Genomic DNA, 17,023 nt, shown 5'->3' with positions numbered 1-17,023 from the left:
GTCACGCATGAAAATCGTTGTGCTGGGGGGCGGAATCGCAGGCGTCACGACCGCCTGGTACCTCGCGAAAGAAGGACGCGAGGTAACGGTGATCGACCGCCGCCCGGGCGTCGCGCTCGAGACCAGCTTTGCCAACGCCGGTTTGGTCGCGCCGGGACATTCGTATACCTGGGCATCGCCGCGTGCGCCAAAGATTCTGCTGAAGTCACTTTTCGTCGAGGGGCAGGCGCTGCGGCTCAAGCTCAACGCGGACCCGCGCATGTGGATCTGGTGCCTCCAGTTCCTGCGAAACTGCACGGCGGCGCGCTCGCGCGTGAACACGACGCGCAAGGTCACGCTCTGCCGCTACGCGCAGACGCAACTGCAACGGCTGACCGCCGCCGAGAACCTGCAATACGATCGCATCAGCCGCGGCTTGTTGTATCTCTATCGCGACGAAGCGTCTTTCGCGCGCGGCACGCAGAACATGTCGATCCTCAAGGACAACGGCCTGCCACTCGAAACGCTCGATGCGGCGCAGGTCGTCGCGCGGGAACCGGCGCTCGAGCATGCGCGTGACAGGATTACCGGAGCAATCTATTGCCCAACTGACGAAAGCGGCGATGCGCACCTGTTCACCCGCGCCTTGAAGGCAGCGTGTGAACGCCTCGGCGTGCGTTTCGAATTCGATACACCGATTAGCGCGATCGAGGCGTCCGGTGACCAGATAGTCGGCGTGCACACGCCGGCGGGACTCGTGCAAGGTGACGAGTTCGTGCTTGCGCTCGGTTCCTGGTCGCCGATTGTTGCGCGTCGCTTGGGTTATCGGCTACCGGTGTATCCGGTAAAGGGCTACTCAGCCACTTTCCCTGTCGGGCCGGGTCACCGTCCGCCGGAGCTTGGCGGCGTCGATGAGAACAATCTTGTGGCGTGGGCGCGTTTTGGCCAGCGGCTGCGCTTTACTGCGACCGCCGAGTTCGCCGGCTACGACACCCGCCACACACCCGCTGACTTTACACAGATGCTGCAGGCCGCACGCGAGCTGTTCCCCGACGGCGCCGACTATGAGAGCCCGTCCTACTGGGCCGGTCTGCGCCCGATGACGCCCGAGGGTACGCCGTTGATCGGCCGCACGCGTCATAGGAATCTGTATCTGAACACGGGTCACGGGCACATGGGGTGGACGATGTCGTGCGGCACCGCGAAACTGCTGGTCGACATCATGACCGGTCGCCAACCCGAACTCGACATGACAGGGATGACACTGAAATGAGCACGATTGCACTGCAGGATGACGCCTACACAAAGCTCGATTTCGTGCTGGACGACGGCATCTGCCGGCGTGCCGCCATTGGCCTCGTGGTGCTCGCCACCGATCATACGATCGAACACGAATGGCGCAAGCTGCTGACGCAGGACGGCGTGGCGTTCTACGAAAGCCGCGTGTACAACTCGGCGGACATCACGCCCGAACGGCTGATGGAAATGGACGCGCGCATTGCCGCGGCGGTGGAGCTGATTCGCCCTGCCGAGCGGATCGATGTCGTGGCGTTTGGCTGCACGTCGGCATCGATGGTGATCGGCGAGGAAAAGGTGTTCGCACGCATCCGTGAAGCGCGTCCGGGCGTCGCGTGTACCACGCCGATCACCGCTGCGCTTGCTGCGCTGCGCGCGCTCGGCGTCCAGCGCGCCGCACTGTTGACACCCTATGTGCGTGCGATCAATGACTACATGCGCGACTACATTGAAGCGCGAGGCGTCAAAATTACTCGCATGGCGTCGTTCGAGCATGCGAACGACAACGAAGTTGCCCGGATTGACGCTGCATCTTTGCGATCCGCCGTCGAGCACCTTGCACAGAACGCCGACGTGGACGCTGTTTTCGTGTCATGCACAAGCTTGCGCGTCGCCGGGCTGATTCCAGAGCTCGAGGCGAGGACCCGCAAGCCAGTGATATCGAGCAACTTTGCGATGGCCTGGCATGCGTTGCGGCTCGCCGGTGTGGAGGATCGCGAGCCTCTTTCTGGGCGGTTGTTCGCGCTGTGATTGTAGATACAGCGTGTGATCCGAGAGCAGTCAGAACTGCTGGTTGTCCTCGTGTTCGTGGAGCGGGTCAGGGCTCTTCTGGGTGGAACGCAGCACGCCGGCACTATCGAAATAGAAGTGGAAAAGCTGGTACCACACGCCGTCTTCCAGATAGCGATAACTCCATACTTCGCGCTTCATCAAGGGGAAGTAAGCCGTTTCCTCCGGTCGGCCGAAGTTGACCAGGACGTCATTCTTCGTCCACGTGCCGGGCTCCGCGCGATAGAACTCGCTCGGCTGCAGCACTTGCCGGACGCTGATCACCTTGCCGGTCGCGTCAATGTCCGCAGCCGTGGTGACTTCACCCATAGGCTGCGTCGGCCACATCAGCCGCTTCGAACCGTCCGGGAGGTCGTAGATCTCGCGCGGTGGACCCAGCCTGGCGATGACGGCGGATTCCCGTTCGCCCGCCTGGAAGCCCTGCCACGACTGCGCGCAGGCGCCCAGTGCGAGCGCTGCCGCGCAGACCAGCGCGGTACGCGTGCTACAGGTCCGACGCAATCGAAGGCTGGCTATTCTCGATCGGAGGGATGCCATGTCGGACTCCTCGCATGAGGTCGCGCATGGCGTTTTGACTGGGGGCGCAGAAAAAGATTTGGGCAGATTCCGGACGCGTTCGCCGACGGCCCGTCGACGGAATTTACCGGGCTCAGCTGACGGCTTTTGCAAGCCGGTGTTCCGCCAAAAAATAAGGGTATTCACTTAGCAATCCAGCGGTTTCCTTTGGCATTTACCTGGTTAGAATAAATACTCTAATATTTATTTCTATGTGAATACATACATTGTGACCCCTGCAACGGAGGCTGCCCCACTGGTGAAACGGCTGGACCAGGCAAGTGTCCACCTCAACCGTTGGCCGTGACGCGATCGTAGAATCGCGCCATTTTTTAAGCCAGATGTGGGGTCAAGAGGGTCCGCTCTGAATTGGGCTGCCTTCCACTCAATTAGTCATACTAATTTCGGCCCCAGAACAAAGCTCTGCCTGCCCGGCAGGCAGAAAATTTGTGACGCACGCACCCGGCGGAGCGGGCGTTTCGAACATCAATCCAGGAGAGGCAATGAACGAATTTTCGTCTGAGGATCTGACGCACTTTTACAAGTCGAACATGTCGACCTTCTTTTCGCTGGCCAGCGAGGCGTTTGAGGGGGCGCAGAAGCTGGCCGAACTGAACTTGCGGGCGGGACGCACCGTTCTGGCAGAAAGCGTCGCGCATCTGCGGGAAATGAAGCCCGACCCGACGAGCGCAGAGCGGCGGCCTTCGCCATTGCACGTTGTCCAGTCCGCTGCCGGCAAGACGCTGTCATACCAACTGCATGTCTTTGACATTGCGGTCGCGACCCAGTCCGCATCGGCGAAGATCGTCAATGCGCAGTACGACCAGTTCAGCGGCGACGTACTGGCCCGCATCGACACTTGGGCCAAGCATATGCCGGCGGGTTCTGAGACTGCTGTCGTTGCCGTGAAATCAGCGCTTTCGACGGCCATCAACGCGGCGGAAACAGTGCGTAAGTCGGTCCACAGCGTAGTAGAAGCCGCGCAGGCCAATGTTTCCGCGATGGCCGCCGGCGCCAGCAGGAACGCTGCGTCGCAACCCGGCACGCGCGCCTGATTTTTCGGGACATCTGGAAACTTCGAGCAGTGCGCCGGCGCCGCAGAAGTTTCTAGTTCACTGGCGCACCAAACTCCGTTCGCGCAATACCACAAGCCTACAAAAATCCGCGCAGTTCCAATCAATGCTGAAGCCGTTGTCTCCCGCAACTCTGGGGACGGCAACGAATTGCAGCGAAGCAATGGCGGGTTTTGCGAGGCGGCCATTGGGTATTCATGATCCTCGCAGTTATTACGATCTCGGATGGAAAGGATGACGAAACGAATCGCTGTAGTGACGGGCGGTATGGGCGGCCTTGGAGAAGCGATCAGCACGAAGCTGCATGACGAAGGTTATGCAGTTGTAGTAACGCATTCGCTGAACAACACCGGCGCAGCCGAATGGTTAGCGAACATGGAGACTCAAGGCCGGAACTTTCGCGCCTACCCGGTTGACGTGGCCGACTACGACTCATGTCAGCACTGTGCGGCCAGAATTCAGGTTGAAGTCGGCCCGGTCGACATTCTGGTGAACAACGCCGGGATCACGCAAGACATGACGCTCAGGAAGATGGACAAAGTCAACTGGGACACGGTCATTCGCACCAATCTGGACTCGGTATTCAACATGACCAAACCGTTGTGCGAAGACATGGCCGCACGCGGCTGGGGGCGCATCGTCAACATTTCCTCCGTCAACGGTTCCAAGGGGTCAGTCGGCCAGACTAACTACGCTGCGGCCAAGGCTGGCATGCACGGCTTCACCAAATCGCTGGCGCTGGAAGTGGCGCGCAAAGGGGTAACCGTCAACACGATTTCACCGGGCTACCTGGCGACGAAGATGGTCACGGCGATTCCGCAGGAAATCCTCGATACCAAGGTCCTGCCGAATATCCCGATGGGACGTCTCGGCAAGCCCGAAGAAGTCGCGGCGCTCGTGTTTTACCTGTGCTCGGACGATGCCGGCTTCGTGACCGGCTCCAATATCGCGATCAACGGCGGCCAGCACATGCAGTAACGCGACGCGCGCGCCGGCCGGTTCGTGCAGGGACACCGCACGAATCGGCGTAAATCATTCACGCAAAATCCCTGTACCTCCATGAGAGGAAAGTGCCATGGGTGAAACCTGGGTGGGCCTGATCATCGGAGGCTCGGCCCTCAATATCGCAATCTTCATGACGATCGGTCACTATCGCCGTGAGCATATACGGGCACGAATGCTACGACATCTGAATGATCAGCAGCAGGGGCATCAAACACGTGGGTGAAGGTGATTGCACCGCCCGCGCGGCTAACAGGAAAAACACATGAGAGAGAGGGCTGGAGGATGACACCAGAAAATGCCGGGCTGCTAACGGCCAAAGGGCATCAGATCACGATTCGTACGAGATGCGGGGGTATGAGGGTCGCCGCGGTCTGGCAGGTGCTGATGCCGGTCGCCCTTGACGTCGAGCGCGTCTGGATTGCGACCAACAGCGATCGTGGTTTCGAGGACATGACGATATCGTTTGCCGAAACGTTCCGTGGGTCGCTGAGCGCCGTTCTCACGCAGTTCGAGAAGATGACGTGGGTAGCCAACGCAGAGCTTCGCTAAGCATATTCGGTAACCCCATGAGAGAAGCGGATGAAAACAGCAACCAGAATAGGGCGTGGAGAAATGGAGAGCTGTTACACGGTTCGAACTGCTGAAGATGCGATTTCCCATCTCGAACGGATCCTCTCGGCCGATGGTGCCGATTCATTGTTCAGCCAGACCTATTGGCGCACACGCGTTCAGCAGGTGAGTGCTACACGAGGACTGACTCCGCAGCAGCGAGCAAGGCTGGTGAGACTGCTTGAGTCTCTCCCTTTACCGGTTGGCGGCGAAGAGCCTTCGTAGAGCCGCGCCGTCGAGCGTTCGCGCAAACACCATGCTGTGCCCGTAGCGAATCGCCGACGAACAGCAGGTGAGCCTCGCGGCGTTCTTCCACCATTCTGCGCAAGAGGATGCGTTTGTTCAGGCTGTCACGATTCATTCGAACTAGTCGCGCATCGTCAGCGCGGCGGCCTACGCGACAAAATCGCAGTAATATTGTCGAGGAGAATTAGGGGCGTCCTGGTGTAAGCCCCAAGGGTCCGAGATGAATCGTGAGCAAAAGCTTGCCATCGTCCGCCGAGCGTATGCGAGGCGGGTCATGGCTTCACTCGGTCTCATCCATCCGGGCATCGAAGCGGCGTTCGCTACTGTCGAACGCGAACGCTATCTCGGTCCTGGGCCGTGGCCAATCTTGCGTTCCCACGGCTACAGACCTACGCCTGATGCCAATCCCGTCCACCTCTATTCCGATGTTTTGATCGGCATCGTTCCGGAGCGCGGACTTAACAACGGCATGCCGTCCTACCACATGCCGCTCATGGCCAGCGCTGACATTCGAGCCGGTGAGCACGTTGTTCATATCGGAGCGGGTGTCGGTTACTACACGGCCATCATGGCCTATCTCGCAGGCCCGACTGGCAGGGTGACCGCCATTGAGTTCGATGCCGCGCTAGCCACGCGTGCGGCTACGAATTTTTTGAATGCGACGAATGTCCGCGTTCTTCAGGGGGATGGGTTCTCGATGCCGTTTGATATGGCTGACGTGATCTATGTCAACGCTGGCGCGACGCATCCCGCTGACATCTGGCTCGATCGCCTGAATGACGGTGGCAGGTTGATTCTGCCGCTCACGGTGGAGAGGATATGGCTTGCTGGCGCCGATCGTCCGATTGGCGGGCACGGCGTGGTATTTCGAATTGAACGCAACGGTGGTGAATATCTAGCCCGTTGGATTTCCGTGGTCGGCCTCTATCCGTGCGAGGGAGGGCGCGATGATGCGTCGGAAGCCGCGCTTGGCGCAGCCCTTCAAAAAGGAGGCTGGCGTTCCGTGACACGTCTGTATCGCACCGGTGATCTGCCAGATGACCGATGCTGGCTGCGTGGCGCTCACTGGGCCCTGACGTACGACTGATCTGCCCGACAGGCCAAACAGTCAGTGACACGCAGAACGCTTTTGAGCGGCACGACCGCCCTAGCGATCGCGGTCGAGGAGTTTTACCTATATTTCGATACTTAAAATAATATGCGAGCCGGTCATAATCAGGGCGGCGGGTTTCGTCTTGACAATCCGCTGCCGCAGCGATCAAAGCGCCTGCATAGGGGCTGCCTCTCGGCACTGCGTCAGGGCGACTATACTCAAAGAGGCCGCCTCTGATCCAGGTTCGCCGGGCTTAGGTTGGAGAGGCGCCGAGCCGGATTTCAACGCCAACCGGTCTAGTCGCGGGAGAGATGTATGTTCAAGCATCTGCTGGTGCCGACCGATGGTTCGGCGCTTTCTGAGGCCGCCATTCAGATGGCGGTAACACTCGCGGTGGAAAGCGGAGCCAAAGTCACGGGTCTCCATGTCATCCCGGAGTTTCGTGTCTTCGCATATGGCACCGAGATGATCGCGGACAACGAGGATCGAATCATTCAGACCGCCCGACGACGTGCGGAAGACTACCTCGCGGTGGTCAAAAAAGCGGCTGTGCAGGCCGGTGTCGAGTGCAATACGGTTGCCATGAACCGCGCCCATCCCTATGAGGCGATTATCAGCGTTGCAACACAGGAGAACTGTGATCTCATTGTGATGGCGTCCCATGGTCGAAGCGGCATGAGGGCGTTTTTGCTCGGCAGCGAGACCCAGAAGGTCCTGACGCACAGTCACATCCCGATCCTCGTCGTCCGGCAGTCGACGCCAACCGGCGCACCTCCAGGGCGATAACCCAGTCAGTGATTTTGATTGGCGTCTTTGCATCAAGCTTCGTCGGCGCGTATTGCATTGAGGTGGTCTCGCAAATTCGAAATGAACGCCGCAGGTGTCGGACTTCGTCCGCCTTGATCTTCGCGGCATGCCCGGGAGCTGACAACACGCGCTGTTGCGCCGACGCGGCGATGTCGAGGAACGGTCGCGGTTCAATCAAAGCCTATTCCGGTTTGAACCGGACGGGAGCAGACCATGCAGAATGTACTGGTAGGTTATGACGGCTCGCCGTCCGCGCGACATGCTGTCACTTTCGCGGTCGACCTCGCGAAGCGCTTTGATGCGCGCCTGCATGTCCTCGTGGTGGCGCGCGAGCCGGATTGGGGTGCGATAGAACTGGAAAGAAGGGAAATGGTCGACTACGAGTTGCGCCACGCCAACGAGGTCCTCGCCGACATCAAGGCGACGCTCACCTCTTATGGCGAACATCCCGAGTTCGATCTCGCGGTAGGGCAGCCCGCGAAGGAGATCGTGCTCTACGCGGAGCAACACGATATCGATCATCTTGTCGTCGGGCATCGCGGCCATACGCCGTTCGATCGCTGGCTGATCGGTTCAGTCGCCCGCCAGGTTCTCGCCTATGCACCCTGCGCCGTTACGATCGTGCGCGATCCTGCGACGATTAAAAGAGGTCACGCGAAGACCGGGCAATAGTCGACAGACGACGCTCCGCTTGCCTGAACCCGGGAGGGGAGTGGATTGCATGTAAGGCTTGCGCGAAAAATGGAATAGACCGCGGCGCCGAACCGTTTATACGGCATGTCCTAACCCGCGGCAGACTTCGATGAACATTCGCCAGCAGCGCGTTATTCGATCCGTCGGCGGACTGCTGCTGGCGGCGTGGATCGCGTCGTTTGCCGCCTGTGGCGGTGGAGGCGGCAGTGGTGCAAGCAGTGTGTCCACGGTCGCGTTCACCGGCACGGCAGCAACTGGCAAGGCGCTGGCAAACGCGACGATCAACATCAACTGCGCGCGGGGCTCGATGTCGGTGGCGGCAGATGCGCACGGCAACTACCGCGCGACCTTCGGCGCGGTGACGCCATGCGTGATAGCAGCAACATCGGGGGGCACGTTGCTGCGATCGGCTGCGTTCGCCGGCGGCACGTTCAACGTCACGCCGGAAACGGATCTGCTCCTCTCGTATCTGGCGGCACAATTGGGCACGAACGAAAGCGGACTCATCGCCGGCTTCGCGGCGAATGCGCAGTTTCAGCAGGCGATGCAGAATCAGAACGCCGTGCTGACGGCTCAGGCCGCTGTCGTACAGAATTTGCAGCAAACTTATGGAGTCGTGCTGTCCATACCCAATTTCCTTATCACGCCTTTTACCGTGGGTCAGCCAGGCGTGGACAGCGATCTCGAAGCGCTCCTTGCCCGCGGCGCAATCGACACCAGCGGCCAGCCGAACGCCAGCGCGGTGGCGCTTATGGAGAGGATGGGCGCCGCCCATCCGATTTCGGCTTCGCCAGGTACGAGTACGGGTGGGGTCGGTGGAACCTCGTCGGGGGGCACCGGAAATCCAGGCGGAATCGGCGGGATGATGTGACACAACGAGATGCAACGCCCTGAACCCGGGGTCACCGTCGCAGGTATTGCTCCATAAGGGATGTCAGGTGCGACCACCGTTCACCGTCGTGAGCAGTGTGACAGACCGACATGCCCGATTTGACGCTGGCAGCGTGCCATATCCGGGCTCCGCGACTGCATGCCGAATTACGAAGTGAACAAGTCATCAACAATACGTCGGCCCGCGCTATATCCGCCCATCAGCGCTTCAGCTTCGCTGGTGAATGGCTTCCCCAGTGATTCGGCGAAACGCAGCGGGGAGAAGACTGCTACGGCAGCACCGGCCTTGAGGATTCGCACGATTGCGACGTATCCTACGCCGCGGTGTACATCGCGTTCGGCTCCCTTCCAGCTAAAGTCCGTCTCCACGGCGACTTCAATGTCGAAGCCGTGATAGTGATAAGTACGGCTCATGAACTCACTCGCTCCACTTGCTGCGAATCCGTCGGACGGCGTCCGATTCCGGAGTCCGGATATAACGGAAGAGAACGCCACGATTCCACGAGTCGGCATGCTGGCGGAAGGCGTCGCTATCTTGACCGGGGCGAACCCCCTCACTTGACGATTTCGTTGCCAGGCTGCGCGGCAGCGTGGCGCACCACGCGTGATCTCTCGCACATCAGTCGAAGCCGGCGGTGATGCAATATCGCCGGGTTTTATCAGGCATTGTAATTCCTGTCGAAAATACCACGCTGCGGCCTTACGGGTGCCGCACCGACAGGCACCGATGCGGAATGCGGCAATCCGTAAAGAACTGTTGTTTTCCGCTCCAACGGTCGGCAGAGCGCGCGTTAGACTGATCAAGGATGCGGTCAGGCACTTTTTTGCAGCTACAACGCTGCGTGCGAGCCACGCGCCGGATAGTTGAGGGTCAACCATACTCAAACGGGTTCGAGTCGCCTGCGTCGATTCGCCGTGACGCTCAGCCGCTTAATGGGCGGTGGCGAAGTTGCACGTGCAACGATTGGAGGCCAGGGGGAGTTCGATTCATGATAACGACGTTCACGCTGATCGATCTCGCAGGCTCCATTGCGCTGCTGTTGTTGGGCACCCAGATGGTTCAGACCGGCATGCACCGGGCATTCGGCGCCGGTCTTCGATCGCTTCTCGGCAAATCGCTGCGCGGACGCTTCCCGGCCTTTTTGGCGGGAATGAGCGTGACGGCGGTATTGCAAAGCAGCGCGACGACCGGGCTCATGATCGAGGGCTTCGCGAGTGAGGGCCTCGCCGGGCTTGTCCCGGCCCTTGCGGTAATGCTGGGCGCAAACGTCGGTGTGACATTGATTGTGCAGGTACTCTCACTCGACCTCGCGGCAGCGGTTTCGCCGGCCTTGATCCTTGTCGGCGCGCTGATGTTCCGCAAGGTATCGAACACGCGTGCGCACGACCTGGGACGCATGTTCATTGGTCTCGGCCTGATGCTGCTCGCGCTGCATCATCTGCTCGAGTTGATGACCGACTACGAGGATGCCCCCAGCCTGCGCATGCTGCTGGGCACAGCTTCCACCGCACCCATCGTCGATGTTCTGCTCGCGGCCGGCTTGACGTGGGCCGCGGATTCGAACGTCGCGGCCGTTTTGCTCATCACCTCGCTTTGCGCGCGGAACGTGGTTCCGCCCAATACCGCGTTTGCTCTGGTGATGGGCGCGAACCTCGGCATTGCCATCAATCCCGTGCTGGCAGGTACGGCACCATACGATCCCGTAGCGAAGCGGCTCCCGGTCGGAAACCTGCTTACGCGTTTAACCGGTGTTGTGGTGGCGCTCGCAGCGCTCGGACCGATCGGCCGCTTCATGGTCACCATGGAACCGGACAATGCGCGTGTGGTCGCGGATTTTCATACGCTGTTCAACCTGGTTTTCGCCTGCGCCTTTCTGCCGTTGCTTCCCCTCTATGCGAATCTGTTAAACCGATTGTTGCCCTCAGTCGCGGCGGTCGCCGATCCGCAACGGCCGCCTTACCTCGATCCCACTGCGAAGCAGATTCCGGCACAGACGCCCGAGACTGCGGCATCCACGCGACTTCGATTCTCAGATCACTTTGACGAGATCTTGGCGGGCACGCGTGCGGCACCGACAGATCACGAGCGAAAGCTCATTGTGGAGATCCGGACGCGTGACGATATTCTGGACAGCCTGAACAGCGCGGCCAGACCTTATCGGACCTCTCCGGATGCCCGGCAGCCTGGGGCGCCCCCGCATCCGCGCCTCGGTGAGAAAGTGGACCTGGCCTGTCGCGAGGAGAGCCGTGGAATTGTGAAAGAGTGCAGTGGCCACTCGCTCGAGCAAGTTGGGGCCGATGGCAAGACGAAGACGTATTACCCGGCCCGGTCATTATGGCTAACCCTGCAGGATCTCCAGATCGTTCAACAATTAGAGCCCACAGAGGGAGAAACGCAATCCACGCTTTCCACCAACGTTCGCGGGACCGCCTGCTTCGATGACGTTCGCCTGTCGATTATTGGTGAACCCGGGAACAGCACGCGCAAGGTCCAGGTTTCCTTTGCAGCCAGGGAAATCCATGCTGCAGACCGGCAAGGCCTGCGAGAATGGCAAGACGAACTGGGGACTACTTTCTCGGACGTCCCGCTGGGGGTGGCAAGGCTGGGCTATAACCGCGCGGACGGGGAGATGCAGGAACCGGATCAGTGGTGGGCGACTTGCCTCGTACCGGAAAGCAGCATGAAGGCGCTCATCCAGGGCGTGGAAGCCGGCCGGCTCACCGCGGTCAAAGTTGGCCTGTGTCTGAGGGACGTATACATGTTGCGGCCGGTCCTTGCTGATTTGCCGGATGAGTCGTGTCTGTTCCTCAGGCCGGGCAGGGAAAACAGTGCCACGGAATCGCCGGAAGTAGCGGTCGGATACCTCGTGCATCTCGCACTCGATCTGGGGAAAGTCAGTTTGCGCCCCCCCGAGCCAGGCGACAGCTTACGGGACGGGCAGCAGCACACACCCATTAGTGAGGCAAATGCGATGGGTGCACTGGTGGCGAAGCTCAGCAAGCTTATCGACAGCCTGAAATGGCTTGCGGCGCTCATAGCAGTCCTGGTTATCGTTTTCGCTTTTAAAAATCGATGATCATCAGATGCCCGCTCACGCCACCGATAAGCGGCCGTTCGCATGCCTCTTGGTGAAAACCCGCCCCCGCTCACTGGCGCGGTGGCTTTCACGATGTCCGCGCCGGAGGCACTGTTCAGACCGATTGCTCTTGAGGGAATATAAAGTTTTTTGGTCTCGTGAAAAACATTACTGCGTTTTTCTTTATCGAGCCCACGAGCATAATGCCTTGGGTCGGTACGGCCCGCATGACCCGACATGCTGTGCGAATCACGTGGCGACACCCTTTCCGGCAATGCTGATTGCTACACCGACGAGGCCTTTTCCCGATGATTGCCTGGCTGCATGCGCAAATGGAACTCGCCAGTACTAAGTCCGTTTAATGACCGGCGGGTTAATCGTCGACAATCCGCTGCAGCGCGCTGTCGGCGATGATCTATACGACCCGATGAAGTGGCTCACGCGGGCGTCGTCCGACTACCGCATACTGCGGACTGCCGGTCACCACAGCGGCAGCAGGCTTGCTGGTCGGTATCATTCTTTCGTCGTCTTCGGTTGTTCGGGTTGCGGGTCACGTCCGCGTTGCGTCGGTGCCCTCGTACACGCATCCGGGGGCGTCACATAGGGCACGTCGTCGCAGCAGCACGCATAGACCGGAAACCCGTATGCATTCGTGCGGATGATTTTCGTTGGCCCGTGCAGCGGGCACACTGCGTTCATATCGTCTCCTTAGGCTCGACCTGGTAGATGCGGCTCGTCAGTTCGGGACGGCCAAACACCGGTTCGATTCGTCGACTAAGTCGTGCGAGGTAACCGTTGCCGGTCGGGCGCTCGAAGAGGGCGCCGGAAAACGATCCACAGCAATATTCTACGACTCTCTTCGCGTCGTGGAGGCACGATGGATGTATGGCGCGAATGGCGTCCGTTCACACAGACCGCAATAAATCATTCACTGGCGAGGGCCGGTCGGCCAACTTCGAAGGGAGTCGGAACGAGATCGAGCTGGAAGGCGTGAGCGTGAAACTGCGCACACGGGAACAGGGCAGGGCAGACGTTGTAGCACCGTCCATTTCAATCCGGTAACCGCCGTTCGGATCGTACTCGCGCGTCGATGTCGAAGTGAGCGTTACCCGATAAGGCGCACGCCCGTCACGCTGACACGCCGTCCGCCGCCGAAGAAACTGCCCATCTTGCGCAGCGTGGTCATCGGCGGCTTCCGTTCATGTCGCTGCTTCGCTCCTTTCCCGCTTCGCGCTTATACGCGCACCACGCTGAGCGTTTCAGCAGGGAACAATTCCTCCGGCTTCAGCAGCCGATGGCACACGCCCTGCTCGTAGCCGAACTTGAGGAACGCTTCGAGCGTCGTGCGGTTTGGCTCGAGCCCGTACGGCCAGATGTCGGCGCCAAAGAGCGCCTGCGCTTCGGCGACGCGCGACGGCATCCACGGCAACGGAAAGTGCGAACAGGTGATATCGCTCAGGCGATCCAGGCTGTTGCGCTTCGCTTCTTCAAAAGCTTTCAGCAGATTGCCCGCAATCCATCGATGCTTTTCGAAGGTCTCGCGGCGCAGCACGATCAGGTGCATGATCGGAAAGATACGCGTCGCCTCGTAGTATTCGCGCTCTGTGTCGGCGAATTGGGAAAAGAGCCGCACGATCTCGCCTGCGCGCTCACTGCCCGGCTCGGGCGGGCGCGCGCTCAGCACGGCATCTATTTTGCCGTCGAGCAGCAGTGACGTCAGCGAATGCGACGGTTCCGAGCGATATGACACACCCTCGGGCACCTGCACATTCACCTTTTCCTTGCGGCCCGCCTGGTTCACGCCGGCCTGCACCCATTCGATTTCGGAGAGCGCAATGCCCAGCGAATGCGCGATCCAGCCGCGCGAATAGATCGCGGCCGTTTGCGCCCATTCGGGAATGCCGATGCGTTTGCCGCGCAAATCCTCGGGACGTGTCACGGCACCATCGCGGCGCACGTAGAGCGACGACTGCCGGAACGAACGCGACGGAAATACCGGCAAGCCGACGAGCCGGTCGTCGCCTTGCGAGCGCAGCGACGAATACTTGCCGAACGACATCTCCGAGATGTCCCACTCCTGGAAATGCGTCGTCCGATAAAAAATCTCCTCGACGTTCAGCACCGAAGGCAATAACTCGATGCCTTCGGCCTGCACGCGCCCGGTCACCAGATCGCGCACGTGGTCGTAATCGCTGATGGCGAGGCTCAAGGACAGTCTGGACATAGTGGCTCTCGTAGAAACGGAAATTCAATGGGCGTTGGTCACGACGGCATGCGGTTGCGAAGGGCTCACAGTCAGCACCAGCGCAGCCGTCATCAGCATGGCCGCGCCGATCGCGGCGAACATGATGCCGGGACCGCCCGACCACTGCTGCAGGATGCCGGCCACAGCCGGCCCGAACATCGCGCCGACGCGCGCCAGCCCGAGGAACACGCCCACGCCTGTCCCGCGCATCTCGGTAGGATAAGCGGAGGCGACGAGGTTGTTGAGCACCATCTGCGAGCCGACCACGAATGCGCCCGCGCCGGCCACGGCAACGAGCGTGGTGGTACGGTCGGTCGCCCAGGCCAGCAACGCGACCATTGCCGCGCCCAGCAGATACGACAGCGCGAGAACCCGGCGGCGGTCGCCGACGCCGTCGGCGGCGAAACCCGCAATCAGTCCGCCCGCCACCGCCATGCCGGCGAACAATGAGCCGTATGCGAAGCTCGCCGACAGATTCTCGCCGCGCTTGAGCATGATGGTCGGCAGCCAGCCCGACAGACCATAAGCCGAGAACAGGCTCAACGCGCCGGCACCCCAGAAACTCAATGTGCGCAGCCGGTAATCGCGCGCCAGCAGCAGACTGAGCGGACTCTTATTCGAAAGCGTGCCGCTCGTGGCGAACTCGCCGACGTCATAGGCCGCGGCGCGTTCCGGACGCAGCTTGTAGAGCAGCGGTTTCACTTCTTCCCAACGGCCGCGGCTTGCGAGAAAGCGCGGCGATTCCGGCAGCCACCACTGAATCGCCAGGGCGAACACGAGCGCAATGCCGCCGACGTAGTAAAGACTCTGCCATCCGTAATGCGGCGTGAGCCACGCCGCGATCAGCCCCGCCGACGACGATCCGCTCACCCATCCGAGCGAGAAGAACACGATCGTAAAGACGTTGGACGAGCGCGTCGGTGCGATCTCGTTGATGTAGGTGATGGCGAGCGGCATCAGCAGGCCGAGTGCGAGCCCCATCGTCAGACGCAGCGCGATGTACGACGCGAGATCGTGCGCGAACAGCGCGATCGCGAGACTCATTACGCCGGAGCCCCAGCAGCCGAGCAACAGGATCTTGCGGCGCCCGAAGCGATCGCCGAGCAGTCCGCTGACGGCCGAGCCCGCGGCGAACCCGGCAAGCCCGCTGGACAGCATGATGCCGATACGTACCGGCGACAGACCCCACGGTCCCGCCACGTAGTGAACGATATACGCCGAGTTGTACAGATCGTAGCCATCGAACAGCAGGATCAGCGCGATCAGGATACCCAGGCGAATGTGGAAGCCGCCGAGGCGTGCTTCCTCCAGCTCCTGACGAACATCGATGCGGCTAGCGGGCATCGACACTTTATGTTGAGCCATGATTTTCTCCGCTCTTAGAAGATGTGTTGGATGCCGGCCATTGCGCTGGTCCGGTTGCTGTCCGTCGTCACGTGCGTAATGCCATCGCGTGTTACCGAACTTTGCGCAAGGGCGGCCGGGACGACGGCGCATGGCATGGTGAACGTGGCGAGATTGCGGCGCTTTTTCACTATCGAGTCTCCAAAGTTATTGTATTCGTGTGTCTATTTATTCGGATTCCAAACCGGCTTGCCAGGACACCGCAAACCGATTGTGAGCGGGCCCGCGCACGAAGCGGCACGCGCGATGCTGCCGGGATAAAAGCGTTGTCAGTTCAGGTGCGGTGGCTCGCGACGCGGTTGCGGCAGCGGCGTACCGAACCCGGCTTCGCTCGCGAGCGCGTATAGACGCAGGCCGAGCGCGAGATCCGACACGCCCATGCCCATCGCCTTGAACACCGTGATGTCGTCGGATGCCGTGCGCGCGAGACGTTGCGCGACCACGTCGCAGAGCGGCATCACCTCGTCCCAGCTGTCCCGCGCGCCGTAGGCGCGCGCGAATTCCGTCGAAAGCCGCTTTGCCGCGCCGAGATCGTCGACCACGGCGCGCGTGCAGCGGGCGAACACATCGTCGGCAAGTTCGATTCGCTCTTCCGTGATCGCGCCCACCGCGTTCACGTGCGTGCCGTACGCAAGCGCCGATGCCGGCAGAAACGCTTCCGTGGCACGCGTCACTGTCGTGACGATCGGCGCGTCAGCGACAGCGGCTTCCACCGAACCTGCTTCGACGATTTCGATATCGAACTTGTCGCGTGCCCGTTCGACGAACGCGCGGCGCTTGTCGGGCGTCGGACTGTACACGCGCACCAGTTTCAGGCGTCGCACCGCGGCGACCGCCGCGAGTTGCGCGAGTGCCTGCTTGCCGGTACCGATCAGCGCGAGCACGTCCGCATCGGGCCGCGCGAGCCATTTGGTGGCGACGCCCGAAATGCCGCCGGTGCGCATCTGGCCGAGCGCAAATGCTTCGAGAATCGCCTTGAGCCGGCCGTTCGCGCTATCGAAAAGAATCAGAAGCGGACATGCGCCGCCTTCCGTATGCGCCCAGGTCTTGGTACCGGCCATTCCGGCCTGCTGAAACGCCGCGCCAATCGCGTGCAGATTGTTATGCCCCCAGGCGACGTGCGTCTTGCCCATGTTCCGCGCGGTCCCGCTCGCCTGTTGCGCGAGCCCGTCTTCGAGCGCTTCGATGGCGCCGGAAAGGTTCATCAGCGAAACGATCTGTTGTTCTGAAATCCACACGGGTGTGCTAGTCGCGTTCATAG

At 60.8% G+C, this 17,023-nt stretch carries 16 protein-coding genes; 11 read left to right on the top strand and 5 right to left on the bottom strand.

Annotated features, from left to right (window positions below; genetic code table 11):
* The first annotated feature begins 7 nt into the window (after positions 1-7).
* Positions 8-1,252, top strand: coding sequence for a D-amino acid dehydrogenase (locus tag ACAX43_RS07445; protein ID WP_370707776.1), 1,245 nt, complete (start codon positions 8-10; stop codon positions 1,250-1,252).
* Positions 1,249-2,025, top strand: a complete 777-nt coding sequence (locus ACAX43_RS07440) for an Asp/Glu racemase (RefSeq protein WP_370707775.1) — start codon at positions 1,249-1,251, stop codon at positions 2,023-2,025. Before ACAX43_RS07445 ends, ACAX43_RS07440 begins: the two co-directional genes overlap by 4 nt.
* A gap of 30 nt (positions 2,026-2,055) precedes the next feature.
* On the opposite strand, the gene ACAX43_RS07435 is transcribed toward ACAX43_RS07440, so the two are convergent.
* Entirely contained in the window at positions 2,056-2,601 is a 546-nt protein-coding gene (locus tag ACAX43_RS07435; RefSeq protein ID WP_370707774.1) for a hypothetical protein, read from the bottom strand.
* 521 nt (positions 2,602-3,122) lie between these two features.
* Here ACAX43_RS07435 and phaP point away from each other — a divergent pair.
* The 8 genes from phaP to ACAX43_RS07395 all read left to right on the top strand — a co-directional run bounded on the left by phaP (position 3,123) and on the right by ACAX43_RS07395 (position 9,016).
* Complete coding sequence (gene phaP, locus ACAX43_RS07430; RefSeq protein WP_370707773.1) at positions 3,123-3,674, top strand: TIGR01841 family phasin; 552 nt, start codon at positions 3,123-3,125, stop codon at positions 3,672-3,674.
* Positions 3,675-3,926: 252 nt separating this feature from the next.
* Entirely contained in the window at positions 3,927-4,670 is a 744-nt protein-coding gene (gene phbB / locus ACAX43_RS07425) for an acetoacetyl-CoA reductase (protein WP_370707772.1), read from the top strand.
* A gap of 97 nt (positions 4,671-4,767) precedes the next feature.
* Positions 4,768-4,920: a hypothetical protein gene (locus ACAX43_RS07420; RefSeq protein WP_370707771.1), complete on the top strand. Its 153-nt coding sequence runs from the start codon at positions 4,768-4,770 to the stop codon at positions 4,918-4,920.
* 131 nt (positions 4,921-5,051) lie between these two features.
* Complete coding sequence (locus ACAX43_RS07415) at positions 5,052-5,246, top strand: hypothetical protein (protein ID WP_370707770.1); 195 nt, start codon at positions 5,052-5,054, stop codon at positions 5,244-5,246.
* 580 nt (positions 5,247-5,826) lie between these two features.
* On the top strand, positions 5,827-6,639 hold the full coding sequence (locus ACAX43_RS07410; RefSeq protein ID WP_370707769.1) for a protein-L-isoaspartate O-methyltransferase: 813 nt from the start codon (positions 5,827-5,829) through the stop codon (positions 6,637-6,639).
* A gap of 321 nt (positions 6,640-6,960) precedes the next feature.
* Positions 6,961-7,431, top strand: coding sequence for a universal stress protein (locus ACAX43_RS07405; protein ID WP_370707768.1), 471 nt, complete (start codon positions 6,961-6,963; stop codon positions 7,429-7,431).
* A 234-nt stretch (positions 7,432-7,665) separates the two neighbouring features.
* Positions 7,666-8,124 (top strand): universal stress protein, encoded by a 459-nt coding sequence (locus tag ACAX43_RS07400; protein ID WP_370707767.1) that lies wholly within the window; start codon positions 7,666-7,668, stop codon positions 8,122-8,124.
* A 130-nt stretch (positions 8,125-8,254) separates the two neighbouring features.
* Positions 8,255-9,016, top strand: a complete 762-nt coding sequence (locus tag ACAX43_RS07395) for a hypothetical protein (RefSeq protein ID WP_370707766.1) — start codon at positions 8,255-8,257, stop codon at positions 9,014-9,016.
* Between the two features lie 167 nt (positions 9,017-9,183).
* Here ACAX43_RS07395 and ACAX43_RS07390 read toward each other — a convergent pair whose 3' ends face one another.
* The gene (locus tag ACAX43_RS07390) at positions 9,184-9,450 is read right to left on the bottom strand and encodes a hypothetical protein (RefSeq protein WP_370707765.1); all 267 of its coding nucleotides are present in this window, start codon (positions 9,448-9,450) and stop codon (positions 9,184-9,186) included.
* A gap of 575 nt (positions 9,451-10,025) precedes the next feature.
* On the opposite strand from ACAX43_RS07390, the gene ACAX43_RS07385 reads away from it, so the two are divergent.
* On the top strand, positions 10,026-12,113 hold the full coding sequence (locus ACAX43_RS07385) for a Na/Pi cotransporter family protein (protein ID WP_370707764.1): 2,088 nt from the start codon (positions 10,026-10,028) through the stop codon (positions 12,111-12,113).
* A 1,234-nt stretch (positions 12,114-13,347) separates the two neighbouring features.
* Here ACAX43_RS07385 and ACAX43_RS07380 read toward each other — a convergent pair.
* From ACAX43_RS07380 to ACAX43_RS07370, 3 genes are all read right to left on the bottom strand, one after another.
* Complete coding sequence (locus ACAX43_RS07380; RefSeq protein WP_370707763.1) at positions 13,348-14,337, bottom strand: 4,5-dihydroxyphthalate decarboxylase; 990 nt, start codon at positions 14,335-14,337, stop codon at positions 13,348-13,350.
* A gap of 24 nt (positions 14,338-14,361) precedes the next feature.
* Positions 14,362-15,723 carry an MFS transporter gene (locus tag ACAX43_RS07375; RefSeq protein ID WP_370707762.1) on the bottom strand — a complete coding sequence of 454 codons (1,362 nt, stop codon included), beginning with the start codon at positions 15,721-15,723 and terminating at the stop codon, positions 14,362-14,364.
* A 308-nt stretch (positions 15,724-16,031) separates the two neighbouring features.
* Positions 16,032-17,021 (bottom strand): ornithine cyclodeaminase family protein, encoded by a 990-nt coding sequence (locus tag ACAX43_RS07370; RefSeq protein ID WP_370707761.1) that lies wholly within the window; start codon positions 17,019-17,021, stop codon positions 16,032-16,034.
* Positions 17,022-17,023 lie beyond the last annotated feature (2 nt).

It is taken from the genome of Paraburkholderia sp. IW21, assembly GCF_041321145.1.
In the GTDB taxonomy this organism is placed as follows: Bacteria; Pseudomonadota; Gammaproteobacteria; order Burkholderiales; family Burkholderiaceae; genus Paraburkholderia.
Note: the sequence above shows the minus strand (reverse complement) of the source record. Positions and strands in the feature narration are given on the sequence as shown.

Bases quoted from the DNA above. Each gene is read 5' to 3' on its own strand.
- ACAX43_RS07415 (WP_370707770.1), top strand. From the start codon at position 5,052: ATGAGGGTCGCCGCGGTCTGGCAGGTGCTGATGCCGGTCGCCCTTGAC.
- ACAX43_RS07370 (WP_370707761.1), bottom strand. From the start codon at position 17,021: ATGAACGCGACTAGCACACCCGTGTGGATTTCAGAACAACAGATCGTT.
- ACAX43_RS07420 (WP_370707771.1), top strand. From the start codon at position 4,768: ATGGGTGAAACCTGGGTGGGCCTGATCATCGGAGGCTCGGCCCTCAAT.
- ACAX43_RS07435 (WP_370707774.1), bottom strand. From the start codon at position 2,601: ATGGCATCCCTCCGATCGAGAATAGCCAGCCTTCGATTGCGTCGGACC.
- phbB (WP_370707772.1), top strand. From the start codon at position 3,927: ATGACGAAACGAATCGCTGTAGTGACGGGCGGTATGGGCGGCCTTGGA.
- ACAX43_RS07390 (WP_370707765.1), bottom strand. From the start codon at position 9,450: ATGAGCCGTACTTATCACTATCACGGCTTCGACATTGAAGTCGCCGTG.
- ACAX43_RS07380 (WP_370707763.1), bottom strand. From the start codon at position 14,337: ATGTCCAGACTGTCCTTGAGCCTCGCCATCAGCGATTACGACCACGTG.
- ACAX43_RS07375 (WP_370707762.1), bottom strand. From the start codon at position 15,723: ATGGCTCAACATAAAGTGTCGATGCCCGCTAGCCGCATCGATGTTCGT.
- phaP (WP_370707773.1), top strand. From the start codon at position 3,123: ATGAACGAATTTTCGTCTGAGGATCTGACGCACTTTTACAAGTCGAAC.
- ACAX43_RS07440 (WP_370707775.1), top strand. From the start codon at position 1,249: ATGAGCACGATTGCACTGCAGGATGACGCCTACACAAAGCTCGATTTC.
- ACAX43_RS07400 (WP_370707767.1), top strand. From the start codon at position 7,666: ATGCAGAATGTACTGGTAGGTTATGACGGCTCGCCGTCCGCGCGACAT.
- ACAX43_RS07405 (WP_370707768.1), top strand. From the start codon at position 6,961: ATGTTCAAGCATCTGCTGGTGCCGACCGATGGTTCGGCGCTTTCTGAG.
- ACAX43_RS07395 (WP_370707766.1), top strand. From the start codon at position 8,255: ATGAACATTCGCCAGCAGCGCGTTATTCGATCCGTCGGCGGACTGCTG.
- ACAX43_RS07385 (WP_370707764.1), top strand. From the start codon at position 10,026: ATGATAACGACGTTCACGCTGATCGATCTCGCAGGCTCCATTGCGCTG.
- ACAX43_RS07410 (WP_370707769.1), top strand. From the start codon at position 5,827: ATGGCTTCACTCGGTCTCATCCATCCGGGCATCGAAGCGGCGTTCGCT.
- ACAX43_RS07445 (WP_370707776.1), top strand. From the start codon at position 8: ATGAAAATCGTTGTGCTGGGGGGCGGAATCGCAGGCGTCACGACCGCC.